The following is a 26,803-nucleotide window of genomic DNA, read 5'->3' as shown; positions in this document are numbered from 1 at the left end:
TCAAGAAAAGTTACAGAATATTTTGTCGCAATCTGTCGCAAAGCTGCGGCTGCGCCGCACGGAAACGCCCGGCGGAAGGCTGTTCCGCCGGGCGCTCGTCGGTCAACCGGCCAGGCCGATCAGGACTTGGGCGTGATCTTCCAGATGCGGTCGCCCGCCTCGTCGCCCTGCGCGCCCTTGTTCACGGCCCAGATGTTGCCCTTGCCGTCGGCGCGCAGCTGGTTCGGCATGCCGCCGATGTCCAGGTTCGCGACGATTTCACCCTGCGGGCTGACGACGGTGACGGTGCCCGCGCCGCGGTTCGCGACATAGGCCAAGCGCCCCACCGGGTCGAAGGCCACGTTCAGCGCACCCGCACCCACCGCCACGTCATGCAGGACATCGCCCGTGTCGGCCTTGAGGATCAGCAGGTTGTCGGTCGCTTGCGAGGCGACGAAGATCAGCCCTTCCTGCGGGTCATAGGCCACGCCCGAGGCGGCCTTGGCGCCCGGCAGCGCGTGCACCTTGACCTCGCCGGTCTTGAGATCGACGATGGCCGCTTCGGGCGTGGACAGGCTGACGGTGACGAGTTTGCCGCCCGGCTCGTCGATGTCCAGCGCCATGGTCGAGAACTCTTCGCCCCGGATCTTGGACGGGATGACGATGGGGTCCAGCGGCTCCAGCGTCTTGGTGTCGAAGACCTTGATTTCATTCGTGCCGGTCGCGCTGGCATAGGCGCGGCCATTGGATTCGTCCACCACCACGTCGCGGGCGTGCGGCACCGCGCCCGGTTCGAACTGCTTGACCAGCGACAGATCGGATTGCTTGTAGACGGCTGCCGTATCCTGGCGGGTGTTGGTGACCCAGACATTGCCGTTGGCCTCGTCCACGTCCACGCCATAGACGGCCAGCAGGCCGCCGTCGCTGCCGTCGGCACGGGCGGGGGCGGCGGCGGGCGTCACCTCGGCCAGGACCTTCAGGCTGTCGGCGTCGATCTTGACAAGCTTGGATTCCTTGACCGGCGGTCGGCCGACGGCGCTGGTCACGAAGGCGGCGTTCGCACCTTGGCTGTATTTCACCTGGTACAGCCCGCGCGTCACCGGCTGGTTTTCCACGGTGAACTTGTCCGCCCCCGACACAGGCACCTCGGGCGAGACCTTCAGCTGCACGACCTCGGCGCTGGCCGGGTTCTCGGTCACGACCAGGATCGGTTGCAGGCCGATTTCCGCATCGGCGTCCAGCGCCAGATCAAAGCTGAAGTTGCCTTCGGCATCGACGGTGATCGGCTGCGGATTCAGGGGGGTCGTTCCGCGCAGCAGGGTCACGGTCTGGCCGGGCACCAGCCCCTCGCCGGAAATGACCGCCTTGCCGCCCTTGAGGATCGGCGCGCGGTCCACCCCCTGGGCCGAAACGCGACCCACGAAGTCGGGGACGGGTTTGGTGAAAAGCGTATCGGCCAGGCTGGCCGTGGCGCCGCCGGCCAGCGCGATTGCCGAGGCGCACAGCATCAGCCGCATACGGGACATCCGGATCATCGACATGAAACGTTCCTTATCATGTAGTTCGCGCCGCAGGCCGAGGCCACCATCGGGTCGCGCAAGGCTGCCCCGGGGCCGGTCGTCCTGACGGTCGAAAGTTGGCAGGCTGGCGTGGGGCTGGCACGGCGCGATTAAGACCAGCACCCCGATCCGAGCGCAAGCGAAAACCTGCGGCGAGTTTGTCGCGAAATGTCGCTGGCCCGGATGGTCAGGACTTGTCGGGCGCGGCCAGGAAGGCCTCGCGCGCGCGGTCGGCCCCCTCAAGGATGACGGCGCGCATGGCCGCGGCGGCGGCCTCGGGGTCGCGCGCGGCGATGGCGCTGGCGATGGAGAGGTGCTGGGCCGCGCAGCGGGCGATGCCCTCGGGGCTGAGCGCGGGGGACGACATCTGGAACGACACGGCCAGCGCCGCCTCGATCAGCGTGGTGACCGAGCGCATGAAGGGGTTGCGCGACATGGCGGCGACCGCCAGGTGAAAGTTCAGGTCCTCTTGCGCGACGGATTCGCGGCTGTGGCCCGGGTTGTCGATGCGCGCGGCGATGCCGAACAGGGCTGCGATTTCCTCGGCCGTGGCGTTCAGCGCGGCCAGGCGCGCCGCGGCCGGCTCGAACGCCAGGCGCATTTCGCTGAGATGGTCGATGAATTCGGCGCTCATGCCCGATTGCATCGTCCATGTGATCACGTCCGAGTCGACGAAGTTCCAGGCTGCGCGGGGATTGACCCGCGTGCCGACGCGGGATTTCGCGCGGACCAGCCCCTTGGCGGCCAGCGTCTTCATCGCCTCGCGCAGGACACTGCGGGACACGCCGAAGCGGTCCAGCAGCTGCGGATCGCCGGGCAGGGTGGCGCCTTCGGGGAACTCGCCCGCGATGATGGCGCGGCCCAACTGGTCCACCACCCGGGCGTGGCTGGATCGCGGCGCGTCCCCGAACATGCGCTGGCGCAGGACTCCCATCGGCCTCAGCCCCCCGACGCGCGCAGGGCGGCGCGACGTTCAGAGACCAGCAGGATCAGCCGCTGCAGCACGATGAAGGCGAAAAGCAGCAATCCCACCACGATCTTGGTCCACCAGGACGACAGCGTGCCGTCAAAGACGATATAGGTCTGGATCAGCCCCTGGATCAACACGCCGAACAGCGTCCCGAGAACCAGGCCCGATCCGCCGGTCAGCAAGGTGCCGCCCACCACCACGGCGGCGATGGCGTCCAGTTCCAGCCCGACCGCCGCCAGCGAATAGCCGGCCGAGGTGTAAAGCGTATAGGCCAACCCCGAAAGCCCCGCCATGAAGCCCGAAAAGGCGTAAAGCTGCACCATGGTGCGGCGCAGCGGCACGCCCATCAGCTCGGCCGATTGTTCCGACCCGCCAAGCGCATAGACATTGGCGCCGAAGCGGGTGCGATGGGCCAGCACCACGCCGACGGCAAAACCTGCCAGCATCAGCATGGCCAGGAAGCTGAGCTTGCCGCGGTCGGGCAGGGCGATGAACAGCCCCTTGAGCGCGCGCAGGAAGTCGTGGCTGATCGGCACGCTGTCGGTCGAGATCAGGAAGGCCGCGCCGCGCGCCAGGAACATCCCCGCCAGCGTCACCACAAAGGCCGGCATCTTGAGCGCGTGGATGGTCAGCCCCATCAGCGCCCCGAACCCGGTCGAGACGGCCAGCGCCAGGGCGAAGGCCAGCGCCGGATGCACGCCGGCCCGGACCAGCACCGCCACGAAGACCGAGGTGAAGGCGATGACCGAGCCCATCGACAGGTCGATCCCGCCCGACAGGATGACGAAAGTCATGCCGACCGCCGCGATGCCCAGGAAGGCGTTGTCGGTCAGCAGGTTCCCCGCCACCCGCCAGGACAGCATGTTCGGGAACTGCGCCGCGCAAAGCGCATAGGCGGCCAGAAAGATCAGGACGGTCGCGGCAAAGGGCAGGTGGCGTGCGCGGATCATTCCGGGGCCTTTCGACGGGCGGTCAGGCCCTTCAGCATCGTCACCTGGTCGGCGACCGCGGGCGATTGCAGCGTCAGGATGGCGACGATGACCACGGCCTTGACGATCAGGTTGAACTCGGGCGGCCAGCCGGACATCAGGATGCCCGTGTTCAGGGCCTGGATGATCAGCGCCCCGATCAGCGAGGCAGTGATGGAAAACCGCCCTCCCGCCAGCGAGGTGCCGCCGATCACCACGGCGAGGATCGCGTCCAGCTCCAGCCAGAGGCCCGCGTTGTTGGCGTCGGCGCCGTGGATGTCGGCGGTGACGATCATTCCCGCCATTGCCGCGCAAAGCCCCGAGATGGCATAGGTCGCAAGGATCAGGAACCGCGCCCGCACCCCCACCAGCATCGCGGCGCGGCGGTTGATCCCCACCGCCTCGATCAGCAGCCCCAGCGCGGTGCGGCGAACGGCCAGCCCGACCGCGGCCCCCATCGCCAGCCAGATCAGGATCGGCATGGGCACGCCCAGGACCGCGCCCGAGCCCAGAAAGCTGAAGGCGTCCGAATTGAAGGTCAGGATCACGCCGCCGGTGACAAGCTGCGCGATGCCGCGCCCCGCGACCATCAGGATCAGCGTGGCGATGATCGGCTGGATGTCCAGGAATGCCACCAGCACGCCGTTCCAAAGCCCGCACAGCAGCCCCAGCGCCAGCGAGACCGCCAGCACCACCGGGACCGGCTGGCCGTTGGCCACCAGCGTCGCCGCGACCGCGCCGGTGATCGCCATGACCGCGCCCACCGACAGGTCGATGCCGCGCGTGGCGATCACCAGTGTCATGCCGATCGCCAGCAGCGCGACCGGCGCGACGCGCACGCCCACGTCGATCAGGCTGCCGTAAAGCCGGCCGTTCTGCACCGTGACCAAAAAGAACCCGGGCGAGACGAGGCCGATCAGCACCAGCACCACGGCCAGCGCGACAAGTTGCGGACGAAGCGCGACCAGCTTTTTCATGCGGCCTCTCCGGGCACGGCCATCGCCTCGACGATGGCCTGGGCCGATATGTCGGCGCCCCGCAGTTCGCGGACGTGCTGGCGGTCCGACAGCACGATGACGCGGGTGGAATAGGCGACCAGTTCCTCGATTTCCGAGGAGATGACGACCAGCGCCATGCCGTCGGCGCGCAGCCGCTCGATCAGGGCGATGATCTCGGCATGCGCGCCAATATCGATGCCGCGCGTCGGCTCGTCCAGGATCAGCAGGCGCGGGTCGGTCGCAAGCCAGCGCGCCAGGATCGCCTTTTGCTGGTTGCCGCCGGACAGGAACTTGATCGGCCGGTCGGGGTCGGGCGGGCGGATGTCCAGCGCCTTGATATAGCGCCGCGCCAGCGCATCCGCCTCGCGCCGGGGGATGGGGCGTGCCCAGCCGCGCCGGGCCTGCAGGGCCAGCGCGATGTTCTGGCTTACCGACAGGTCGCCCACGATGCCGTCGGTCTTGCGTTCCTCGGGGCACATGCCGAAGCCCAGCGAGATCGCCTCTTCGGGCGAGGTCAGGGCGACGGGGCGGTCGTCGACCAGCGCACGGCCGCTGTCGGGGCGGTCGATCCCGAACATCAGCCGCGCCGTCTCGGTGCGCCCCGAGCCCAGAAGCCCCGCGATCCCCACCACCTCGCTCGCGCGGATCGCCAGGTCGAAGGGCGCGACCGAGCCGCGCTTGCCGTAGCCTTCGAACCGGAAGGCGGCCGGCGTGTCGCCGGGGGCCTCGGCGCCTGGGTCGCGATGCGCCGTCGCCTCGGCCAGGTCGCGGCCCAGCATCAGGGCCACCAGATCGCGGCGGGGCAGGTCCGCCAGGCGGCGGCTGCCGACCATGCGGCCGTTCCTCAGCACCGTCACGCGGTCGGCGACCTGATAGACCTGATCCAGGAAATGGGTGATGATGACGATGCCCAGGCCCTGGTCGCGCAACTGTTTCAGGACGGTGAACAGCGCCTGTACCTCGCGCGCGTCCAGGCTGGCGGTGGGTTCGTCCAGAAACAGCACCTTGCCCGACAGATCCACCGCGCGGGCGATGGCGATGATCTGGCGCACGGCCACGGAATAGCGGGCCAGGGTTTCGTCCGGGTCGGCGGCAATGCCATAGCGGGCCAGCAGCACGCCGGCGCGGGCCCGCATCCGGCGGCGGTCGATCATGCCCCAGCGGCGAGGCTGGCGGCCCAGATACAGGTTCTCGGCCACCGTCAGATTGTCGAGCAGGTTGACCTCTTGATAGACCGTGCCGATGCCCAGGGCCTGCGCCTCGGCAACGGATCGCGGCTCGACCTCGGCACCCTCAAGCTGCATGGCGCCGGCGTCGCGGCGATAGGCGCCGGTCAGGATCTTGACCAGCGTGGACTTGCCCGCGCCGTTTTCACCCAGCAGGGCATGGATCTCTCCGGGATGCAGGGTGAAATCGACGCCGTCCAGCACCTTCACGCCGAAGAATGCCTTGTCGATTCCCCGCGCGGTCAGCAGCGCCGGGTCGGTCATGATCGGGTTCCCTAAAAGGGGCGGGGCCGGACAGCCCCGCCCGCAGGCTCAATAGCCCAGGTCCTTCTTGGATTCGTAGACCGCCTTGGGGTCGTCGGCCTGGGTATAGAGTTTCGATTCCGTCTGGATCCATTTCGGCGGCTCGGTGCCGTCGGCCAGGTATTTCTCGAGCACGTCGAAGGCGGGCCCCGCCATGTTCGGGGTCAGCTCGACCGTGGCGTTCGCCTCTCCGGCGGCCATGGCCAGGAAGATGTCGGGCACGGCGTCGATCGACACGATCCTGATGTCGGTGCCGGGCTTCAGCCCCGCTTCCTTGATGGCCTGGATCGCGCCCACGGCCATGTCGTCGTTATGGGCATAGACAGCGCAGATGTCCTTGCCGCCGTTTTCCGCCTTGATGAAGCTTTCCATCACCTCCTTGCCCTTGGTGCGGGTAAAGTCGCCGGTCTGGCTGCGGGCGATGGTGATGTTGGAATGGCCCGCGATGGCTTCCTCGAAGCCCTTCTTGCGGTTGATCGCCGGGGACGAGCCAGTGGTGCCCTGCAGTTCCACGACCTTGCACGGCTTGTCGCCCACGTCCTTGACCAGCCATTCGCCGGCCACCTTGCCTTCGTGGACCTGGTCCGAGGTCACGGCGGTCAGGTACAGGTCCTCGGGCGCGTCGATCTGGCGGTCCAGCAGGACGACGGGGATTTCGGCGTCCTTGGCCTCGGCCAGCACGTCCTCCCATCCGGTGGCGACGACCGGGGCGATCAGGATGGCGTCGACCCCCTGCGCGATGAAGCCGCGCACGGCCTTGATCTGGTTTTCCTGTTTCTGCTGGGCATCGGCGAATTTCAGGTCGATGCCGCGGTCCTTGGCCTGGTTCTGCGTCACCGTGGTTTCGGCGGCGCGCCAGCCCGATTCCGAGCCGATCTGCGAAAAGCCCACGGTCATGTCCGCGGCAAAGGCGCCGGCGCCGGACAGCATCAGGCAGGCGGCCGAACTGGCCGCCAGAAGCGTGCGTTTCATGATGATCCTCCCCTGTGAAGGTCCTCCAACCCTCAGACTCAAGGGATAAAGTATGATTTATTGCCGGTCAACAGTTTCAACTGTCATCCCGAACGGCGGCAGGTCCGCCGAATAGTCAGATCAATCGCGATGCCGCCGGTCGCAGCGCAGGACCCAGAGCCAGCCCAGCAGGTGCAGGATGACGCCGATGCGAAAGGCCAGGCCGACATGGCCCACCAGCCAGCCGATCAGCAGCGCGACCTCCAGCACCAGGGCCAGCGACATCGCGAACCAGATCAGCCCGCAGCACAGGCGCATCCGCCAGTTCTGGTCGCGATCGAGTGTCATGTGGGGAATACCTTGGACCGCCAAAGGGGCAAGGGCGTGTCGGCAAGCCGCGTTGCCACATCGATGCAGACGCGCGGCGTCCGCGCCACCAGGGTGTTCGGCGCCAGGTCCATCACGCGGCCGTCGCGAAGGGCGCCGACGCTTTTCTGGCCTTTCCAGGATGAAATCAGCCTTCGCCCCATCGGGTCCGCTCCGCATGTGCAGAATCGCAGTAAAACATCGCCGCGAGCGAGCCAGCAATGGCTGATTACAATTTCCCCGATTCCTGTGTTCGGCTTCGCGGGCGGGCTAGTGCCCGCCGCCGCCGCCCCCGGCCGCCGGTTTCTGGACAAAGGCCAGGAGCATTCCGAGCGCGGCGAAAAGTCCAGCCAGCAAAAGGAAGATATCGCCCAGCGACATGACCATGGCCTGCATGCGCACAAGGCCCGTCAACGTCGACAGCGCCGCGGTGTCGGCCACATCGCCCAGCGAGGCGTAAGCGCCCTGAAGCATCCCCATCGCCTGATCGGCGGCCGGGTTCGTGGCGCTGACGCTTTCGGCGATCCGGGCATAGTGGAAGTCCTGGCGATTCGACAGGATCGTGTTGATCAGCGCCAGCCCCACCGCGCCGCCCAGGTTGCGCGTCAGGTTGAACAGGCCCGAGGCGTTCTTGACCTTGTCGGGCGGCAGCATCCCCAGCGCGATGTTCGACACCGGCACCATGCACAGCATCAAGGACACCCCGCGCAGGATCTGGGGCACGAAGATCTCCCAGTAATCCCAGTCGTCGGTCAGCCGGGTCATCATCCAGCAGCTCAGCGAGAACATGACGAAGCCCACGGCCATCATGATCCGGGGATCGACCGAGCGCGACAGCCGCCCCGCCACGGGCGCGGTCAGGAACATGGCGATGCCCGACACCATCATCGCCTCGCCGATCTGCAGCGAGTTGTAGCCGCGGATCCCCGACAGATAGACCGGAAAGATATAGATCAGCCCGTAAAGCCCGATGCCAAGGCCGAAGCTGAACATCGAGCCCATGGCGAAGTTGCGGTCGGCGAAGGCGTCCAGCCGCACGATGGGCTCGCGCGCCGTGAAGGCCCGCCAGAAGAACAGGAATCCCCCCACCAGCATCACGGCCGTCAGAAGCACGATGGTCTCGTCCGCGAACCAGTCGTTCTTGGCGCCTTCCTCAAGCACGTACTCCATGGCCCCCAGCAGCAGCGCCAGGCCCAGAAAGCCCCACCAGTCGAACCGGCTGAGCAGGCTCATGTCCGGCTTGTCGAAGTCGATCAGCAGGAAGGCCGCCGTGGTGACGATGATGCCGGGGATCACGTTGATGAAGAACAGCCAGTGCCAGCTGAGGAACTCGGTCAGATAGCCGCCCAGCGTCGGGCCGATGGTCGGCGCCAGCGTCGCCACCAGCCCGATCATGGGCGAGACGATGTGCATCTTGGAGCGCGGAAAGATCGTGAAGGCGCAGGCAAAAACCGTCGGGATCATCGCGCCCCCGATGAAGCCTTGCAGCGCGCGCCACAGGATCATCTCGCTGATGTTGTTCGAAAGGCCGCACATCAGGCTCATCAGCGTGAAGCCGGCCGACGAAATGGTGAACAGCCAGCGCGTCGACAGCATCCGCGACAGATAGCCCGACAGCGGGATCATGATGACTTCGGCGATCAGGTACGAGGTCTGGATCCACGGGATCTCGTCGCCGGAGGCCGCAAGCCCGGACTGGATTTCGGACAGCGAGGCCGAGACGATCTGGATGTCCAGGATCGCCATGAACATGCCCAGTACCATCAGCAGGAAGGTGATCAGCCGGCGGGGGTCGATGCGGTCCTCGGCCGGGGCGACCGCGGGCCCGGCCACCGTCGCGGCGGGGCTTGCCATGTCAGCCCTCGGCGTTGGCAGCGGCGGTCACTGCGCCGCGCCGGTCCAGCGCGCTGGTCGGCGGGGCGTCGCCCGGGTCGGCGTCGGTGGGCCGCTTTGTCGCGGGGGCGGCGGCGGGCAGGGGCTCGTCCTGGCCGGTGCGGGTGTCGACCTCGACCACGACGGACATGCCGGGGCGCAGCGGCAGGCGGGCGCGGTCCTGGGCCTCGATCTCGATGCGGACCGGGACGCGCTGGACGACCTTGGTGAAGTTGCCGGTCGCGTTCGAGGCGGGCAGCAGGCTGAACACCTGCCCGGTCCCGGCGGTCAGGCTGTCCACATGGCCGCGCAGCTCGGCGTCGGGCCAGGCGTCCACGGTAATGCGCACCTCGGCCCCCGGGCGGATGCCGGCGATCTGGGTTTCCTTGAAGTTTGCCTCGACATAGACGGCGCCGGTGGGCACCAGCGTTCCGATGCGCGAGCCGGTGGTCACGAAGGAGCCGACCTCGATCTGGCGTTCGGTCAGGATGCCGTCAAAGGGCGCGCGGACCCGGGTAAAGTCCAGGTCGCGCTGCGCCAGCCGCAGCCCGGTCTGGGCCGAGCGGACATCCAGCGCGGCGCTGTCGCGCTTGGCTTCGAGGACCTGCACCTCGGCCTTGGCCTGCGACAGCGCGGCGCGGGCGCTGGCGACCTGGGCGCTGGCCGATTTCGCCGTCGCCTCGGCCGCGTCAAGCGCCGCCTGGGTTCCGGCCGATGTCACTTTCAGTTCCTGGGCGCGGCGAAAGCTTTTCTGCGCGCCATCGTTCGTCGCCTCGGCGGCGGCAAGGGCCGCGCGGGCCTGTTCGACGGCGGCCTGGCCCGCGACGATCTGCGCGTCCAGCTGGACCTGCGCGCTTTCGGCCAGGGCCAGGGCGTTCTGCGCCTTTTCCAGCGCCAGCGCGTAATCCTGCGGGTCGATCACCGCGATCACCTGGTCCTTTTTCACGGGCGCGTTCGGGGCGACCAGCACCTCGGCGACATAGCCGGTATCGCGGGCCTGCAGCATGATCAGGTCGGCCTGCAGATAGGCGTCGTCCGTTTCCTGGTGAAAGCGGCCGTGGCTGTACCAGCGCCACCCCTGCCAGCCGGCCAGCACCAGCACCAGAAGGGCCACGATGGCCAGGACGCGCTTGGCCTTGCCGCCCTTGGCGGGCTGCGGGGCAGAAATATCGGAAGCCATGGGGCGGCCTTTCTAAGGGAGGCGAATCTGATCAGGAGGCTTTGCAATATAGTGTTGACCGAACCGTTCGGTCAATATACCAAAACCCGATATGACAAGGGAAAAACGATGACCGAGACCGCGCCCCCTGTCACCGGGCCCGAGGCCGCACCGAGCGACAGCCCCAAGCGCCAGCAGATCCTGGATGGCGCCCGCCGGATGTTCCTGGCCAAGGGGTTCGAGGGCGCGTCGATGCAGGACGTGGCCAAGGCGGCGGGCGTGTCGAAGGGGACGCTCTATGTCTATTTCGACAGCAAGGAGGCCGTGTTCGAGGCGCTGGTGCTGAAGGAATGCGGCCGGATGCAGGACACCGTCCGCCGGCTGGGTTCCGGCGCGGGGCAGGCGGGGGACGAACTCTGCGCCATTGCCCGGCAGATGGTTTCGACCCTGCTGCAGCCCGAGGTGCTGGCCGCCATGCGCATGATGATCGGCGCGGGCGAGAAGTTTCCCGACCTGGCCCGCAAGATCTACGAAGCGGGGCCCGCGCGCTCGGCCGCGATCCTGGCGGACTATCTGCAAGGCAGGGTCGACCGGGGCGACCTTGCGATCGAGGATTGCGGGGCGGCTGCGGCCGAATTCCTGGACCTGGTGATCGCGGGGCTGCAGCGGCGCGCGCTGTTGATGATGCCGCCGCTGCCCGATGACCGGATCGAGGCGCATGTGACGTCCCGCGTCGGCCGCTTTCTGGCGGTCTATGCGCCCTCAGACGCTTTGCAGGAAGCCGCCCGACTGCCGCGCCCATAGGCCGGCATAGATGCCGCCCCGGGCCAGCAGCGCCTCGTGCGTGCCCTGTTCGACGATGCGGCCCCGGTCCATGACGATCAGCCGGTCCATCTGCGCGATGGTGGACAGCCGGTGCGCGATGGCGATGACGGTCTTGCCCTGCATCATCAGCTCCAGCCGGGACTGGATCGCGGCCTCGGCTTCGCTGTCAAGCGCGCTGGTCGCCTCGTCCAGGACCAGGATCGGCGCGTCCTTCAGCAGCACCCGCGCGATGGCGATGCGCTGGCGCTGCCCGCCCGACAATTTCACGCCGCGTTCGCCGACATGGGCATCCAGGCCCCGGCGGCCCTGGGAATCGGTCAGCCCCTCGATGAACAGGTCGGCCTCGGCCAGTTCGGTTGCGCGGCGGATCTGCGCCTCGGTCGCGTCGGGACGGCCGTAGGCGATGTTGTCGCGGATCGAGCGGTGCAGAAGCGAGGTGTCCTGCGTCACCACCCCGATGGCGGCGCGCAGGGATTCCTGCGTGACCTGCGAAATGTCCTGCCCGTCGATCAGGATCGCCCCCGATTCCAGGTCATGAAACCGCAGCATCAGGTCGACGAGCGTGGATTTGCCGGCACCGGAACGCCCGACCAGACCGATGCGTTCGCCCGGCGCGACGGTCAGGTCCAGCCTGTCCAGAACCGCGCCGCGGCCGCTTTCCTCGGTCGCGCCATAGCGGAAGGTGACATCGCGGAACTCGACACCGCCGCTGGTCACGGCCAGCGGTCGCGCCGCCGGCGCATCCGTCACCATGCGCGGCAGCGCGAGCGAGCCGATGCCGTCCCGGACCGTGCCGATGTTTTCGAACAGCCCGGCGAATTCCCACATGATCCAGTGCGACATGTTGCCCAGGCGCAGCGCAAGGGGGATGGCGATGGCCACCGCGCCCACCTCGACCCGGCCCGAGGTCCACAGCCACAGCCCCAGCCCGGTCACGGCGAATGTCAGCCCCGAATTCAGCGCCGACAGCAGGATGTTCTGGATCGACGCCAGCCGCATCTGCCCGTGCACCGTGTCCAGAAAGCCCTCCATGCTTTCGCGGACATAGCCTTCCTCGCGCGAGGAGTGCGAGAACAGCTTGACGGTCGAGATGTTGGTATAGCTGTCCACCACCCGGCCGGTCATCACGGCCCGGGCGTCGGCCTGCGCCTCGCTGACGCGGCCGATGCGCGGGATCAGCCACCACAAAAGCACGCCGTAGGCGAGGCCCCACGCGAGGAAGGGCAGAGCCAGCCAGCCGTCGGTCGAGGCGGCCAGCACGATCGCGCCGATGAAATAGACCGCGACATAGACCAGCACGTCCAGGAACTTCATCGCCACTTCGCGCACCGCCAGTGCGGTCTGCATCAGCTTGGTGGCGATCCGGCCGGCGAATTCGTCCTGGAAATAGCTCATGGACTGGCGCAGCAGATAGCGGTGCGCCTGCCAGCGGATGCGCTGGGGCAGGTTGCCCATCAGCGTCTGATGCATCAGCAGCGAAAACAGTGTCTGCAGCAGCGGCAGGCCGATCATCAGGATCGTGCCCATCAGGATCAGGCGGCCCCCCTCGTCGGCCCAGAATCCGGCCCGGTCTGCGCCCGACATGCGGTCCACCAGATCGCCCAGATAGCCGAACAGCACCACCTCGGCCACCGCGATCAGGGCCGAGCAGGCCGCCATCGCCAGCATGTAGCCATGCGCCCCTTGCGTGAAATGCAGCATGAAACGCCACAGCCCCCGCGGCGGCATCTGCGGCGCCTGGGCCGGATAGGGATCAAGCCGGCTTTCGAACCAGCGGAACATGGCAGACCTCGTGGCAAGGGGACGGGGGCAGGCTAGCGGATCGGCCTGCCGGTCGCCAGCCTAGCGTTCCAGCAGGTCGCGGTGAAAGCGCTTGAGCAGCAGCAGCCCGAAGACCAGCAGCACCACCGAAACCCCGACGACATAGGCCTGGTTCACATAGGCGGCCTCGTAGGTTGGATAGATCCCGCGCCGCATCAGCCCCACGCAATGCAGCAGGGGGTTGTACCACAGCAGGTTCTGGACGCTGGAGGGCATGAAATCGTACAGAAACAGCGTGCCCGAGATCAGGAACAGCGGACGCGTGACGATCTGCCAGGTCCGTTCCCAGACCGGAAAGGCCGTCATCAGGTAGCAGTTCATCGACCCGACGCCGATGCCCAGCAACGAGATCATGACCAGCGACTCGAAGATCGCGGCCATGTTAACGACGGGCGGGATCTGGTAGACGATAAAGATCCCCGTGATCACGATGGCGATGACGGCGATGTTCGTCAGCATGTTCAAAAGCGCGCGCGCGATCATCGTGTCGATGAAGGTGACGCTGGGATAGGCCAGGAACGGGCGCGAGAAGCGGATCGACAGCGCTATCTTGGCTGCCATGCTGTTGAACATCGTGAAGGGCAGAAAGCCGCTGGCATAGAACAGTGGAAAGCTGGTTCCCAGCGCGGGTTCGTTCAGCATCATCCCGAAGATCAGCGCCAGGATGACGATGCCCAGGACCGGCTCGATCACGGCCCAAAGATAGCCACCCGCGGACTTGCCATAGGTAGTCGCCATCTCGCGCAGGATCAGCGCCACGATGATGCGGCCCATGCGGCCGTGGGGGCGCCGGTGGGCGGCCGGAATCTGGGGCGTGCGCGGCTGGGACGTGATATCGGACATGTGAATACAAATACTGGTCTTGGCAGGGCGCAATATGTAACAACGGCGTGGAAAAGGTAAACCAGCGAAAGCGCGACCGTCGTGACCACCCCGCCCAAGACCAATGACGGCAAGGCCGCCGCCGCACCCGGCCAGCCGGACGCCGTCACCCCTGTCGTCGCGCGCGCCGAGGCGGTGAATGGCGGTGCCCCCCGGCCGTTTTCGGGGGCGGGGGCCGGGGCGGCGGCCTCGCGGCCCGTTGCCTCGGCCCGGCCGGTCCGTCCGTTCGAGGGCCAGAACCGTCCGCCGCTGAGCCAGCAGGCGCCGGCTGCCAAGCCCCAGGGCGGTGCCTTGGCGACCCGGCCGATTCCGGTCCAGCCCATGGCGCAACCGGCGCAGGCCCCCTTGCCGGCGGCCCGCCCGGCGCCCGGCCAGCCGGTGCCCGCGCGGCCGAAGGGGCCGCCCGCGGGTCCGGGCGGGGCGCAGACCGCCGTGCGTCCCCCGGTCGCCCTGGCCAAGCCCAAGGCGCGGCATTGGCTGGTGCTGCTGTCCTTTCTGCTGTTCGTCGCCCTGCCCAGCCTGCTCTGGGCCTGGTATCTTTGGGGCCGCGCCAGCGACCAGTACCTGTCGACCGTGGGCTTTTCGGTCAGGCAGGAACAGCAGACGCCTTCGCTGGACATCCTGGGCGGGCTTGCGCCCTTTACCGGCGGTGGCGGGGCGGCGGACACGGATATCCTGTATCAGTACATCCGCAGCCAGGACATGGTCGAAAAGGTCGATGCGGAACTGGACATCCGGTCCCGGTTTTCCCGCGAATGGCCGCGGGATTTCGTCTTCGCCTTCGATCCCGAGGGTCATATCGAGGATCTGACCCGCTACTGGCAGCGCCAGGTGAAGGTGCTTTATGACAGCCAGACCCAGATCATCACTCTGAACGTCAGCGCCTTCACCCCCGAGGACGCGCAGCAGATCGCCGCGGCGGTGTTCCAGGAAAGCTCGGACAAGATCAACGAACTGTCGGCCATTGCCCTGGACGATGCGACGCGCATGGCCAAGCTTGAACTGGACAAGGCGCGCCAGGAACTGACGGTGACGCGCCAGGCCATGACCGATTTCCGCATGCGCTCGCAGATCGTCGATCCCACGGCCGACCTCAGCAGCCAGATGGGTGTCATCGCGGGCCTGCAGGGGCAACTGGCCGAGCAACTGGTCGCCCATGACCTGCTGCTGGACAGCGCCCCCCAGACCGACCACCGCGTCATCCAGTCGCAGCAAAAGATCGACGCCCTGCGCCGCCTGATCGACGCCGAGCGCAACAAGTTCGGCGCCGACGGCAAGGGCCCCTCGGGGGAAAGCTATTCGCAACTGATGGCCGAATTCGAAAAGCTGTCGGTGGATCGCGAATTCGCCGAGGGCGCCTATCGCTCGGCCCGCATCGCCTATGAGGCGGCCTTGGCCACGGCGCAGCGGCAGTCGCGCTATCTGGCGGCGCATATCCAGCCCAAGGTGGCGCAAAGCTCGACCGAGCCCGACCGGCCCTGGCTGCTGTTCATGGTCTTCGGCCTGCTGCTGACCGGCTGGTCCATCCTGATCCTGATCTATTACAGCATCCGCGACCGCGCCTGAGCCATGATCGTTCTGGACAATCTGACCAAGGTCTACCGTCTCAAGGGCCGGCAGACCGTGGTCGCCGACCGGCTGAGCGCCGTGTTCCCCACCGGCAGCTCGGTGGCGCTGCTGGGGCGCAACGGGGCGGGAAAATCGACCCTGCTGCGGATGATCGCGGGCACCATCGGGCTGGACGGCGGGCAGGTTCTGTCCGACGGGACCATCTCGTGGCCGGTGGGCTTTGCCGGCAGCTTTCATGGCGAGCTGACGGGTGCGCAGAACGTGCGCTTCGTCGCGCGCATCTATGGCGTCGATACCGACGAACTGGTCGATTACGTCGCCGATTTCGCCGAACTGGGGCAGCACTATTACCAGCCCTTTGCCAGCTATTCCTCGGGCATGCGCTCGCGCCTGGCGATGGGCACCAGCATGGGCATCCATTTCGACACCTATCTGGTCGACGAAGTGACCAGCGTGGGCGACGCGAACTTTCGCGCCAAGTCCCAGCGCGTGTTCAACGACCGGATGAGCAGCTCCAGCGCGATCGTGGTCAGCCATTCGATGCCCATGGTGCGGCAGATGTGCAATATGGGCGCGGTGCTGGAGCACGGCCGGCTGACCGTCTTTCCCGACCTCGAAGAGGCCATCGCCATGCACGAAAGGAACATGCGCGTGCCGCCCGGCGTTCCCGATTGAAGGCCGGACCGTCAAGATTAACCTATGTTTGCTTTGACGCCAGGGGCGCGGCGGGCGTTGCAATTCGGGACAGCCGGCATTTACCAATGGCTGATGAAAGGGATGACGCCATGAAACATGACGGTCTTCGCCATGCCCTGATGGCGGCCACGCGCGATCTGCACGAGACGCTGGACACCGGCATCGGCGGCTTTCGGTCGGCGCAGGATTACGCGCGTTATGTGCAGGGCAGCCTGGCCTTTCGCCAGGCGATCGAGCAGGAACTGGCCCGTGGCGACGATGCCGGCTGGCAGGTCCTGCCCCTCGCCCCCTCCCTGCGCGGCGACCTTACGGACCTGGGCCTGTCCGAATGGCCGGTCCCCGCCGCCCCCGCGCTGGAAGGCGCGGCCGCGCGGGCAGGCGCCTACTATGTTCTGGAAGGGTCCGCCTTGGGCGCGCGGTTGCTGAAGCGGCGCGCGGGCGAACTAGGGCTGGATCAGGACCGCGGCGCGCGCCACCTTGCCGCGCAGACTCGGGACGCCGGGCGCTGGAGCCGTTTCCTGGCCTGGCTCGACGGTTCGGGCGCCGGCGCCGCCGAGGCCGGGGCGGCGGCCCGTTCGGTCTTCGGGCTGGCGCTTGCCGCGTACCGGCTGGACGCGACGGCATGACGGAAATCCCCGCTTCGGACATGATGCTGGCCGGCCAGCCCATCGACCTGACCAATTGCGACCGCGAGCCGATCCACATTCCCGGCAGCATCCAGCCCCATGGCTGCCTGCTGGCCTGCGACCACGCCATGCGGCAGGTCCTGCACCATTCGGCCAATGCCGCTGCGATGCTGAACCTGGACGGCGCCCCGGTCGGGCGCTTCCTGGCCGAGGTGATCGGGGGCGAGGCGAGCCATGCCCTGGGCAATGCCCTGTCCGTTGCGCTGACCGGCACCGTGCCGCAGCCCGCGACGCTGTTCGGCGTGGAAATCAACGGTCGCACGCTGGATGTCACCGCGCATCGGTTCGACGAACGCACCATCATCGAGTTCGAGCCCGCGACCCCTCTGCCGGGTCCGGTGCTGGGCATGGCGCGCACCGTCATCGGCCGCCTGCGCGCCGCCGAGACGCCCGAGCGCCTGATCCAGCAGGCCGCGCTGCTGCTGCAGGCGCAGCTGGGCTATGACCGGGTGATGGTCTATGAACTGGGACCCGACGGCGCCGGCAAGGTCGTGGCCGAGGCCAAGCGCGATTATCACGAAAGCTTTCGCGGCCAGTATTTCCCTGCAAGCGACATTCCCCGGCAGGCGCGGGCGCTGTATCTGCGCAACCCGATCCGGGTGATCGGGGACGTGTCCTTTGCTCCGGTCCCGATCCTGCCCGGGGCCCAGGACCGGCCGCTGGACCTGTCCTATGCCCATCTGCGCAGCGTCTCGCCCATTCATTGCGAATACCTGCGCAACATGGGTGTCGCGGCCTCGATGTCGGTCTCGATCATTCTCGACGGGGCGCTGTGGGGCCTGATCGCCTGCCACCATTATGCCCCGCGCGTCCTGAGCATGGCCGAGCGCGCCGCGGCCGAGATGGTGGGCGAATTCTTCTCGATGCAGCTCGACACGCTGCGCCGCCGCCGCGCCCGCAACGCGGAAATCGTGGCCCGTCGGGCGCTGGACGACCTGATGGTCGATGCCAGCCGCAGCGACGATGCCGCGGACACCCTGCGCAGCCGCCTGCCGCAACTGGCGGAACTGATCGCCGCCGAAGGGGTCGGGCTGTGGTTCGACGGCGAATGGACGCCCTTGGGCAACGCACCCGGGCGCGACCTGGTGGGCCCGCTGCTGCGCCTGGCGCAGGACAGTCCCGACGGGCAGGTGTTCCATACCGATCGCCTGATGGACCATCTGCCGGACGCGCCCGCTCTGACCGCGCAGATCGCCGGGGTCCTGATCGTGCCCCTGTCGCAGCGGCCGCGCGATTTCCTGTTCTATTTCCGGCCCGAGGCGGTGCGCACCCTGGATTGGGGCGGCGATCCGAACAAGACCTACGAAACCGGCCCCTTGGGCGACCGCCTGACACCGCGCAAGAGCTTCGCGATCTGGAAGGAAACCGTCCGCGACCGCTCGCATCCCTGGTCCGAGGCCGATCTGAGCTTTGCCGAGGCTCTGCGCATCTCGGTGGTCGAGGTGCTGCTGTTCAACAGCGAAGTCCTGGCGGACGAACGCACCCGGGCGGCGGTGCGCCAGCGCGTACTGAACCAGGAACTGAACCATCGCGTCAAGAACATCCTGGCCATCATCCGCTCGCTCGTCTCCCAGCGCCCCGCCCAGGGCGAGACGCTGGACAGCTATGTCGAAACGCTGCGCGGCCGCATCCAAGCGCTGGCCTATGCCCATGACCAGGCCGGGCGGGACGACAGCGGCGGGCTTCTGCGCACGCTGGTCCAGGCGGAACTGGCGCCTTATTCCGACAATCTCTCCCGGATCGGGATCGAGGGACCGGAGATCGCGCTGGATGCGCGGGCCTTTTCCGTGATGGCGCTGGTGCTGCATGAACTGGCGACCAATGCGGTCAAATACGGGGCGCTGGCGGCGGGGGCGGGGCGGCTTTCCATCACCTGGCACCTGGACGACGCCGGCAACTGCCGGATCGTCTGGCGCGAGACGGGCGTGCCGGACCTGGTCGCGCCGCAGCGCATCGGCTTCGGATCATCCCTGGTCAACGAGGCGGTGCCGTACGACCTGGGCGGAGAAAGCGGGCTCGACTGGCGCCCGGACGGCGTCGAGGCGCGCTTTACCTTGCCCGCGCGCTTCGTGCGGCTTGCGCCGGCGGCTGCCGCGGCCCCCAGGACCGAGGAACCGCCGCCGCTGGAACCGACCCCGGCCCACGCGCTGAACGGTCGCCGGGTGATGCTGGTCGAGGACCAGATCCTGATCGCCATGTCGCTTGAGGCGGACCTTACGGACTATGGCCTGGTCGTGACCGGCATCGCACCGGATTCCGCGACCGCCTTCGAGATGATCCGCCGCGACCCGCCCGAACTGGCCGTTCTGGACGTGAACCTGCGCAACGAGGATTCCTTCGGCGTCGCCGCCGCCTTGCAGGACCTGGGCGTGCCCTTTGTCTTTGCAACCGGCTACGGCGGGGATTTCGAACCGCCGCCTCGGTTCGGGGCTGTCCCGGTCGTGGACAAGCCCTATCACATCAGCGACGTGCTGAGCGGCTTGCGGCAGGCCTGAGGGCACCTCCGCCCGTCAAGCTATCGCAGTGGTAAAGATAGTCTTTGACCTGCTCGCCCCATGCGATAGACAGGCGACGTTGCCCATCGGGCAATGCGATGACCATCGTGCTCGCGTGGGCTGTTTCCACGCTTGTCTCGACCCTGTTCATCCCTTGACTTTTCGGTGCCCCTCGGGGCGCCTGCGACCCTGAGTCCTGTGGAGTAAAAATGGCCACCTATTCCCTTTATGTCCTGCCCGCGACGGCATTCACCACCTCGCCGGGTGGTTACCAACCTTTTCAGGACGGCTACATCGCGCCTGATGGCTCGAACTGGCAATATGCGACAGGGACCTTCACCTACGCGCGCGACGCCGCCACCCTGGTTACAGTCGATGACACCGACGGCCAAGACACGGTTCTGAACGACTATGGCGTCGGTGAAAGCACCCAGCAGCTGGCCGAAGCCGTCGGCGGTTATCCCGCCGGCACGACGGTCGAGAACGAGTTCGAGATCACGGTGGTGGCCACGGTCGACGGTGTCGAGCGTGAATATCGCCTGGTCGCGCTCAGTGCGAATGGCGCAAGCGGCACCATCGCGGGCTATACTTTCGACGGCCCCTGGCCGCCCGAGGGAACGCTCTTGACCGCGCGCTGGTCCGGCACCCAGGACAGCGACGGTCAGTCGCTGGACAGCGGCAACATGTTGGCGCCCTGCTTCACCCGGGGCGTCCGCATCCTGACCGACGCGGGCGAGCGGGCGATCGAGGACCTGCGCGCGGGCGACCTGGTGCTGACCCGCGACCGTGGCTTGCAGCCGATCCGCTGGATCGGGTCGGCGCGGCTGACTGCGGCTGCGCTGGCGCGCAATCCGGCGATGCGCCCGGTCCGCATCCGCGCCCATGCGCTTGGTCGGGGCCTGCCGGCCACCGACCTTGTCGTTTCGCCGCAGCACAGGATCCTGGTCCGTTCGAAGGTGGCGCGCACCATGTTCGGCGCCGACGAGGTGCTTGTCGCAGCCAAGCAGCTTTTGCAGATCGACGGCATCGACCTGGCCGATGATCTGCACGAGGTCGAATATTTCCACATGCTGTTCGACCGGCACGAGGTGGTCGTGTCGAACGGGGCGGAAACCGAGTCGCTTTATCCCGGTCCCGAGGCGCTGCGGTCCGTGGGCCGGGCGGCGCTGGACGAAATCCTGGCGCTGTTCCCCGAACTGCGCGCGCTGACCCAGGCGCCTGTATCGGCCCGGCTCATGCCCTCGGGACGGCAGTCGCGCAAGCTGGCGGTGCGCCACCTGCAACACGGGCGGCCGTTGGTGTCCTGACCCGGCGCGCGGCTTCGGAAACGGGAAGGGGGCAGGCCAGGCGGCCCGCCCCCTTTTTCGTTCTGCCGGCGCCCGGATCAGGCGGCGTAGCGTTTCGCCATCGCGGCCAGCGGCAGCGGCTTCAGCTTGGAGGCGTTGCCGGCGGTGCCGAAGGCTTCGTAGCGGGCCTTGCAGATCTCGGTCATCATCTCCATCGCCGGCTTGAGGTACTTGCGCGGGTCGAACTCGCCCGGCTCCTCGGCAAAGACCTTGCGGATCGCGGCGGTCATCGCCATGCGGTTGTCGGTGTCGATGTTGACCTTGCGCACGCCCGACTTGATGCCGCGCTGGATTTCCTCGACCGGGACGCCCCAGGTCGGCTTGATGTCGCCGCCATAGCTGTTGATGATCTGCTGAAGGTCCTCGGGGACCGAGCTCGACCCGTGCATCACCAGGTGGGTGTTGGGCAGGCGGCGGTGGATTTCCTCGATCACATGCATGGCCAGGATCTCGCCGTCGGGCTTGCGGGTGAACTTGTAGGCGCCGTGGCTGGTGCCCATGGCGATGGCCAGCGCGTCGACGCCGGTGTCCTTGACGAAACGCTCGGCCTCGGCGGGGTCGGTCAGCAGCTGGTCCTCGGACAGCTTGCCCTCGGCGCCGTGGCCGTCCTCCTTGTCGCCCATGCCGGTTTCCAGGCTGCCCAGGACGCCCAGCTCACCCTCGACCGAGACGCCGCAGGCATGGGCCATTTCGACCACCTTGGCGGTGACGCCGGCGTTATAGTCGTAATCCGCCGGGGTCTTGCCGTCGGATTTCAGCGAGCCGTCCATCATCACGCTGGTAAAGCCGTTCTGGATGGCAGTGGCGCAGGTCGCAAGGCCGTTGCCGTGGTCCAGATGCATGCAGATCGGGATTTCGGGATAGGCGCGCGACAGGCCCTCGATCAGCGCCTTCAGCACCAGGTCGTTGGCATAGGCGCGCGCGCCGCGGCTGGCCTGCAGGATGACCGGGGAATTGGTCGCCTGGGCCGCGGCCATCACCGCGAGACCTTGCTCCATGTTGTTGATGTTGAAGGCCGGGACGGCATAGCCGTTCTCGGCCGCATGGTCGAGAAGCTGGCGCAGCGTGATCATGGACATGGGCAATTATCCTTTGCTGGTGGCAAGATAGGCGTGAATGGTGTCGATTTCGTCGCGCGCGCCGAAATACAGCGGCGTCATGGCATGCAGGCTGCCGGGCCGGCGGTCCAGGATCGGCCCCTGGCCGTCAGTCGCAAGCCCGCCGGCCTGTTCGATCAGGAAGGCGATGGGCGCGGCTTCATAGACCAGCCGCAGCCGGCCGTCGCCGTAGCCCGGGCGGCGGTCATCGGGATACAGAAAGACGCCGCCCTTCAGCAGGATGCGGTGCAACTCGCCCACGGCCGCGGCCAACCAGCGCATGTTGAAGTCGCGCCCGCGCGGACCCTCGGACCCGGCCCGCAGGTCGCGCGCCCAGGCCTGCAGGCCGGGCGCCCAGTGGCGTTCGTTCGAGGCGTTGTAGGCGATGGTCGACGCGGCGGGCTTCAGCGCGACGGCTTCGCGCGTCACGCGGAAGATCCCGGCCTCGGCGTCATGGGTGGCGACATGGGTGCCCTGGCCCAGCGTCCAGCCGAAATCCAGCGAATGGCCAAAGCTGGCGTATCCGGCCCCGACCAGCGCCCGGCCGGGCCGCAGGAACCCTTCGGGCGCGGCGGGCAGGATCGAATAGAGCATCCCCAGCGGCGCCCCGATGCCGATGCTGCCCGAGCCGTCGATGGGGTCGATCGCCACGTCATAGGCCCCGCCGGGGTTCAACTCGATCACCGCCTCGGCCTCTTCGGACAGGACGCGGCCGACGCCGGCGCGGGCCAGGGCGTCCAGCATGTGGTGATGGGCGGCCAGGTCCAGCGCCTTCTGCCGGTCGCCGCTGTCGTTGGTGCCCACGACCGCCTCGGGGTCGCCGTGCAGCCGTCCCGCGGCCAGGCGCGCGGCCAGGGGCGGCAGAGCCTGGGCAATCGCCAGGGTGATGGCGGCGGGGCCGTCGCCCGCCAGCGCCTCGGGCAGGGGGCGTCCGGTCGCGGCGCGGTCGCCCGGCAGTCGCAGCATGGCGGACGGATCGGTCCCGGGGCGGGCCGGGCCGGGGCCTAAGTTGCCTGGCTGTGCCAACGTCATCAACGGATCCTGTCGAAACCTTGCAGGGGCGCCGCCGTCACCGGCGGCGGCCCCCCTCTGCCATGCCGCGCGCCGGATGAGAAGCCCTTGATTGCGACAGGGTCCATCCGGCGGCATCATGGGGCGGTTTCCCCGGGAAAACAGCCCCGGCGGCACCCCGCTCAGACGTGCCTGGGTTCGGGCAGCGGGACCTCGGGTTCGGCGTCCAGCAGGTCGAAGCTGTCCGGTTCTTCTCCGTTCAGGATGCGGCGGGCGCGGTCGCGGTCGATGTCGCCGACCCAGGCCGCGACCACGACGGTCGCCACGCAGTTGCCGATATAGTTGCCGACGGCCCGGGCGATGCCCATGAACCAGTCGACCGACAGGACCAGCACCAGCCCGATGGCGGGGATTGCCGGGATCGCGGCCAGCGTGGCGGCCAGGATCACGATGGCCGAGCCGGGCACCCCATGCGCGCCTTTCGAGGTGATCAGCGCCACGCCCAGGATGGTCAGCAGATCCACGGTCGACAGGGGCGTGTTCGTGGCCTGCGCGATGAACACCGCGGCAAGCGTCAGATAGATCGAGAAAGCGTCGAGGTTGAAGCTGTAACCCGTTGGCACGACAAGACCCACGGTCGATCCCTTGATGCCCAGCCGCTCGAGCTTGCGCATGGTCTGGGGCAGGACCGAGTCGCTGGACGCGGTGCCCGCCACGATGCCCAACTCGGTGCGCAGATAGCGCAGCAGCTTGACGATGCTGAACCCCGCCAGACGCATAACGGTGCCCAGGACGACGAAGACGAAGATCGCGATGGTGACATAGAACAGCGCCACCAGATACCCCAGCTGCGCCAGCGAGCCGATGCCGTATTTGCCGACGGTGAAGGCGATGGCGCCGAAGACGCCCAAGGGCGCCAGCCGGACGATGAAGGACATGATCTTGAACGTGACCTCTCCGGTCAGTTCGATCATGTGCAACAGCGGCTTGCCGCGTTCGCCGATCAGCGACAGCGCGCAGCCGAACAGGACCGCGACCACCAGCACCTGCAGCACGTCGCCCTGCGCAAAGCCGCTGACCATGGTGGCCGGGATCAGCTTCATCAGGAAATCGACCGTGCCGCCGCTGCTGACTTCATGCGCGCGGTCCACATAGGTCGACAGCGCCGAGGCGTCCAGCTGGCTGGGGTCCACGTTCATGCCGTGGCCGGGGCCGAACAGATAGGCCAGCAGGATGCCAAGCGCCAGGGCGATGGTGGTGATGACCTCGAAATACACGATGGCGCGGACGCCGACGCGGCCCACCTTCTTCAGGTCGCCCGCCCCGGCGATGCCGTGGACGACGACGCAAAAGACGATGACCGGGATCAGCATCTTGACCAGCTTGATGAAGGCATCGCCCAGCGGCTTCATCTTGGCGGCGAATTCGGGGGCGAAGAAGCCCGCCGCGACCCCAAGCACCAGCGCGATGCAGACCTGCCCGAATAGGGACCGTGACCAGCTTGGCATTCATTCTCTCCCTGCAAGGCAGAAGGGGGCGGCGGATGCCGGTTGCATCGCTTGTCCTGCGCACCCCTCCCGGACTGTCGTGGATAGTTGGTAAAAAGCCCCATTCATGTCTAATATTGATTTGGCATTGATCCATAGGGCCACCGTATGCGCATTCGTCAGCTGCACTGTTTCGTGGCCCTGGCCGAGGAGCTGAGCTTTACCCGCGCCGCGCAGCGGCTGAACATGTCCCAGCCGCCCCTGAGCACGCAGATTCAGACACTTGAGCGCGAGGTCGGGGTGGACCTGCTAAGCCGCACCAGCCGTCGCGTGGCGCTGACGCCGGCGGGGCAGGCGTTTCTGCTGCGGGCGCGCAACATGCTGGACCAGTACGACCGCGCTCTGCAGGAGGTGCGCGAAATTCAGCATGGCCAGGACGGGCTGCTGGAAATCGGTGCAACGGGCTCGATCCTGCGGGGCGGGCTGGCGGGTCTGCTGGCGCGTTTCGCGGCCCGACACCCCCGAATCACCCTGCGGCTGCACGAACAGTCGCCCTCGGCGCAGATCGCCGAAGTGCTGAGCCGGCGCACCGATGTCAGCTTCAACCGCTCGATCCCGCGCGAGCCCGAATTGGCCCACGAATACGGCTGGCGCGAGGAAATGGTGGCGCTGTTGCCCGCATCCCATCCGCTTGCCGGACGACCCGCGGTGTCCATCGACGACCTGCGCGCTGATCCCCATGTGGTGCTGCGGCCCGAAAGCTCGGACTTCGCGGCTTATCTGATGGCCTGCCTGATGGCCCGGGGCCACCGGCCGCGCATCTCGCAGCAGGTGGTGGACGCGCAGTCGATTCCCAGCCTGATCGAGGCGGGTTTCGGCGTCAGCATCGTTCCGGCGGCCATCGCCACGTTGACGGCGGGACCGCTGGTCTTTCTGCCGATCCGGCCCGATCCGCCGGTCAGCGACGTCTTCATGGTCTATCGCCGGGACGATCCGGCTCCGGTCCTGCGCAGCTTTCTGGCCGAGATGCGCACTTTGCTGGACGAAAAGCCGGCCGCCTCTGCCGGATAGGGGCGGTTTCCTTTTTCGGCGCGGGGTGGTCTGCGCTATGCTGGGGCCAGGACGGACGGAGATGCCCCGATGCAGCGGATCGTCGAAACCTTCCGGTCGCGTGCCTTTGCCGCCATGATCGGCGAGACCCCCTGGGACCATGCGCTGGCCGTGCTGGCCTCCGGCCTGCCTGGCGCAGGCGTGGCGATGTTCGTCCAGTTCCGGGGCGGGCCGACCGACGCGGGGCTTTACCTGCACGGGATCGACCGAGCGGTGGCGGACCTGTACCTGCGCGACTATGCCGCCATCAATCCGCTCTGGTCCAAGGATTACCGCTGCGATGTCGGCCGCGCCCGCGCCGATTTCGAGTCGGTGCCCCGCCCGGTGCTGGAGCGGTCGGCCTATTACCAGGACTTTGCCCGCCCGCACGGAATCCTGGGCACCTCGGGCATGGTCATCAGCGCCCAGCCGCAAGAGGCGGCGGTCATCACCCTGAACATGGACAGCACCAGCCCCGATGTGGCGCTGCTGGCCCGGGCCCGGCTGACGGCGGTCTGGCCGATGCTGGCCGCGATGGCGCGCTATTACCGTGCCCTGGGGTCGCGTCCGCCCGGGGGCGAGGCGGCCTCGGCCCATCTGGCGGCGCTGGGGCTGGACATGGCGCTGGTCGGGCAGGACGGCCGGCTGCGCCACGCGACGGCGCCCGAGCCCGCGCCAGGGGCGATGCGGATCGTCGCGGGCCGGCTGGTGCTGGCCGACCCCGAGGCGCAGAACCTGATGCGGCTGATGCTGCGATCCGATTACGCGGGCCCCCAACGCCGGGTCGTGCAGACCGGGCAGGGGCTGATGTCGCTGGTGCGCCATGGCGCCGACCCGATGACGCGGCTGTTCGCGGGGCCGACCGTTTCCGTCACGGTCGACCGCAGCCGCACGGGGCGCAGCCCGGCCGGCTGCGATGCGCTGCTGGCCCGCCACGCCCTGACCCCGGCCGAGCGGCGCGTCGTGAGCGCGATCCTGGCGGGGCACAGCGTGTCCGATATCGCCCAGGGCGCGGGCCTGTCGCGCGAAACCATCCGCAGCCAGCTGAAAAGCATCTATGCCAAGACCGGCGTGAACACGCAGGCGGGGCTGGTGCGGCTGCTTGGGTCTTTGTCGGAAATCACCCAACCGGGTGATGACAGGCCCCCGCGGCCCGCAGATGATACGGGGTGAGAGTGAACGGCCTCTCGCGTGGTTGGTAGCCTTGTTGCAGTGAACGGATAGTCTTCCCCCGGCCGTCTGCGCGCCCTTGGCTTTCCTGGGGCCAAGGCGCAGCGGACTTGGCGGCGGCGGCCCCAGGGCTGCCGCCCCGGCTGGCTTAAGGGCGATGGCGTTTGGCCGCCGTCGCCTGTTTTCTTTTCCATCGCGTTAATCCGACAGAAACGATTTAGGGGTCGGGCCGGCTCTGATGATGTGACCGCCCCCCCGACGGCTTCGCTGTGCCAGGG

General features: G+C 67.7%; 22 protein-coding genes. 8 read left to right on the top strand and 14 right to left on the bottom strand.

Features of this window, described 5'->3' with window-relative positions; translation table 11 throughout:
- Positions 1–119 precede the first annotated feature (119 nt).
- The 9 genes from BU28_RS0118660 to BU28_RS23800 form a co-directional block, all read right to left on the bottom strand.
- A complete protein-coding gene (locus BU28_RS0118660) occupies positions 120–1,520 on the bottom strand; it encodes a Vgb family protein (protein WP_028720763.1) in 1,401 nt (466 codons plus the stop codon).
- 205 nt (positions 1,521–1,725) lie between these two features.
- On the bottom strand, positions 1,726–2,472 hold the full coding sequence (locus BU28_RS0118655; protein WP_028720762.1) for a FadR/GntR family transcriptional regulator: 747 nt from the start codon (positions 2,470–2,472) through the stop codon (positions 1,726–1,728).
- Positions 2,473–2,477: 5 nt separating this feature from the next.
- Positions 2,478–3,458: a galactofuranose ABC transporter, permease protein YjfF gene (gene yjfF / locus BU28_RS0118650; RefSeq protein ID WP_081791473.1), complete on the bottom strand. Its 981-nt coding sequence runs from the start codon at positions 3,456–3,458 to the stop codon at positions 2,478–2,480.
- Complete coding sequence (locus BU28_RS0118645; protein ID WP_028720760.1) at positions 3,455–4,453, bottom strand: ABC transporter permease; 999 nt, start codon at positions 4,451–4,453, stop codon at positions 3,455–3,457. The genes yjfF and BU28_RS0118645 overlap by 4 nt, the downstream gene beginning before the upstream one ends.
- Positions 4,450–5,964 (bottom strand): sugar ABC transporter ATP-binding protein, encoded by a 1,515-nt coding sequence (locus BU28_RS0118640; RefSeq protein ID WP_028720759.1) that lies wholly within the window; start codon positions 5,962–5,964, stop codon positions 4,450–4,452. The genes BU28_RS0118645 and BU28_RS0118640 overlap by 4 nt, the downstream gene beginning before the upstream one ends.
- 48 nt (positions 5,965–6,012) lie before the next feature.
- Positions 6,013–6,975 carry a galactofuranose ABC transporter, galactofuranose-binding protein YtfQ gene (gene ytfQ, locus BU28_RS0118635; protein ID WP_028720758.1) on the bottom strand — a complete coding sequence of 321 codons (963 nt, stop codon included), beginning with the start codon at positions 6,973–6,975 and terminating at the stop codon, positions 6,013–6,015.
- Positions 6,976–7,095: 120 nt separating this feature from the next.
- Positions 7,096–7,302, bottom strand: coding sequence for a hypothetical protein (locus BU28_RS23805; RefSeq protein ID WP_036763549.1), 207 nt, complete (start codon positions 7,300–7,302; stop codon positions 7,096–7,098).
- Positions 7,303–7,590: 288 nt separating this feature from the next.
- Positions 7,591–9,174 (bottom strand): DHA2 family efflux MFS transporter permease subunit, encoded by a 1,584-nt coding sequence (locus BU28_RS0118620; RefSeq protein WP_028720756.1) that lies wholly within the window; start codon positions 9,172–9,174, stop codon positions 7,591–7,593.
- A 1-nt stretch (position 9,175) separates the two neighbouring features.
- Entirely contained in the window at positions 9,176–10,372 is a 1,197-nt protein-coding gene (locus tag BU28_RS23800; protein ID WP_051578314.1) for an HlyD family secretion protein, read from the bottom strand.
- Between the two features lie 108 nt (positions 10,373–10,480).
- Between BU28_RS23800 and BU28_RS0118610 the strand changes: the two genes are divergently transcribed.
- Positions 10,481–11,155: a TetR/AcrR family transcriptional regulator gene (locus BU28_RS0118610; protein WP_028720755.1), complete on the top strand. Its 675-nt coding sequence runs from the start codon at positions 10,481–10,483 to the stop codon at positions 11,153–11,155.
- On the opposite strand, the gene BU28_RS0118605 is transcribed toward BU28_RS0118610, so the two are convergent.
- Together BU28_RS0118605 and BU28_RS0118600 are read right to left on the bottom strand one after the other, a co-directional pair.
- Positions 11,114–12,958 (bottom strand): ABC transporter ATP-binding protein, encoded by a 1,845-nt coding sequence (locus BU28_RS0118605; RefSeq protein ID WP_028720754.1) that lies wholly within the window; start codon positions 12,956–12,958, stop codon positions 11,114–11,116. The genes BU28_RS0118610 and BU28_RS0118605 overlap by 42 nt on opposite strands.
- A gap of 60 nt (positions 12,959–13,018) precedes the next feature.
- Positions 13,019–13,840 (bottom strand): ABC transporter permease, encoded by an 822-nt coding sequence (locus BU28_RS0118600; protein ID WP_233145016.1) that lies wholly within the window; start codon positions 13,838–13,840, stop codon positions 13,019–13,021.
- A gap of 81 nt (positions 13,841–13,921) precedes the next feature.
- Between BU28_RS0118600 and BU28_RS0118595 the strand changes: the two genes are divergently transcribed.
- The 5 genes from BU28_RS0118595 (at position 13,922) to BU28_RS26535 (ending at position 20,632) form a co-directional block, all read left to right on the top strand.
- On the top strand, positions 13,922–15,445 hold the full coding sequence (locus tag BU28_RS0118595) for a KpsE/RkpR family capsule polysaccharide export protein (protein ID WP_233577852.1): 1,524 nt from the start codon (positions 13,922–13,924) through the stop codon (positions 15,443–15,445).
- Positions 15,446–15,448: 3 nt separating this feature from the next.
- Complete coding sequence (locus BU28_RS0118590) at positions 15,449–16,123, top strand: ABC transporter ATP-binding protein (RefSeq protein WP_028720751.1); 675 nt, start codon at positions 15,449–15,451, stop codon at positions 16,121–16,123.
- Positions 16,124–16,233: 110 nt separating this feature from the next.
- On the top strand, positions 16,234–16,770 hold the full coding sequence (locus BU28_RS25740; RefSeq protein ID WP_051578313.1) for a biliverdin-producing heme oxygenase: 537 nt from the start codon (positions 16,234–16,236) through the stop codon (positions 16,768–16,770).
- Entirely contained in the window at positions 16,767–19,325 is a 2,559-nt protein-coding gene (locus BU28_RS0118580; protein ID WP_198945029.1) for an HWE histidine kinase domain-containing protein, read from the top strand. The genes BU28_RS25740 and BU28_RS0118580 overlap by 4 nt, the downstream gene beginning before the upstream one ends.
- 209 nt (positions 19,326–19,534) lie before the next feature.
- A complete protein-coding gene (locus tag BU28_RS26535; RefSeq protein ID WP_233145080.1) occupies positions 19,535–20,632 on the top strand; it encodes a Hint domain-containing protein in 1,098 nt (365 codons plus the stop codon).
- A gap of 77 nt (positions 20,633–20,709) precedes the next feature.
- Here BU28_RS26535 and fba read toward each other — a convergent pair whose 3' ends face one another.
- From fba to BU28_RS0118560, 3 genes are all read right to left on the bottom strand, one after another.
- Positions 20,710–21,750 (bottom strand): class II fructose-bisphosphate aldolase, encoded by a 1,041-nt coding sequence (fba, locus tag BU28_RS0118570; RefSeq protein WP_028720749.1) that lies wholly within the window; start codon positions 21,748–21,750, stop codon positions 20,710–20,712.
- A 6-nt stretch (positions 21,751–21,756) separates the two neighbouring features.
- Complete coding sequence (locus tag BU28_RS0118565; RefSeq protein WP_028720748.1) at positions 21,757–22,734, bottom strand: class 1 fructose-bisphosphatase; 978 nt, start codon at positions 22,732–22,734, stop codon at positions 21,757–21,759.
- 227 nt (positions 22,735–22,961) lie between these two features.
- Positions 22,962–24,287 carry a C4-dicarboxylate transporter DctA gene (locus BU28_RS0118560; RefSeq protein WP_028720747.1) on the bottom strand — a complete coding sequence of 442 codons (1,326 nt, stop codon included), beginning with the start codon at positions 24,285–24,287 and terminating at the stop codon, positions 22,962–22,964.
- A gap of 147 nt (positions 24,288–24,434) precedes the next feature.
- Here BU28_RS0118560 and BU28_RS0118555 point away from each other — a divergent pair, with 147 nt between their 5' ends.
- Positions 24,435–25,337, top strand: a complete 903-nt coding sequence (locus tag BU28_RS0118555; RefSeq protein WP_028720746.1) for a LysR family transcriptional regulator — start codon at positions 24,435–24,437, stop codon at positions 25,335–25,337.
- 69 nt (positions 25,338–25,406) lie between these two features.
- The gene (locus tag BU28_RS0118550; protein WP_028720745.1) at positions 25,407–26,528 is read left to right on the top strand and encodes a helix-turn-helix transcriptional regulator; all 1,122 of its coding nucleotides are present in this window, start codon (positions 25,407–25,409) and stop codon (positions 26,526–26,528) included.
- Positions 26,529–26,803: the final 275 nt, after the last annotated feature.

The organism is Paracoccus yeei ATCC BAA-599, assembly GCF_000622145.1.
Classification (GTDB): domain Bacteria; phylum Pseudomonadota; class Alphaproteobacteria; order Rhodobacterales; family Rhodobacteraceae; genus Paracoccus; species Paracoccus yeei.
The sequence above is the reverse complement of the archived record's forward strand: the minus strand, read 5'-3'. Positions and strand labels throughout refer to the sequence as shown.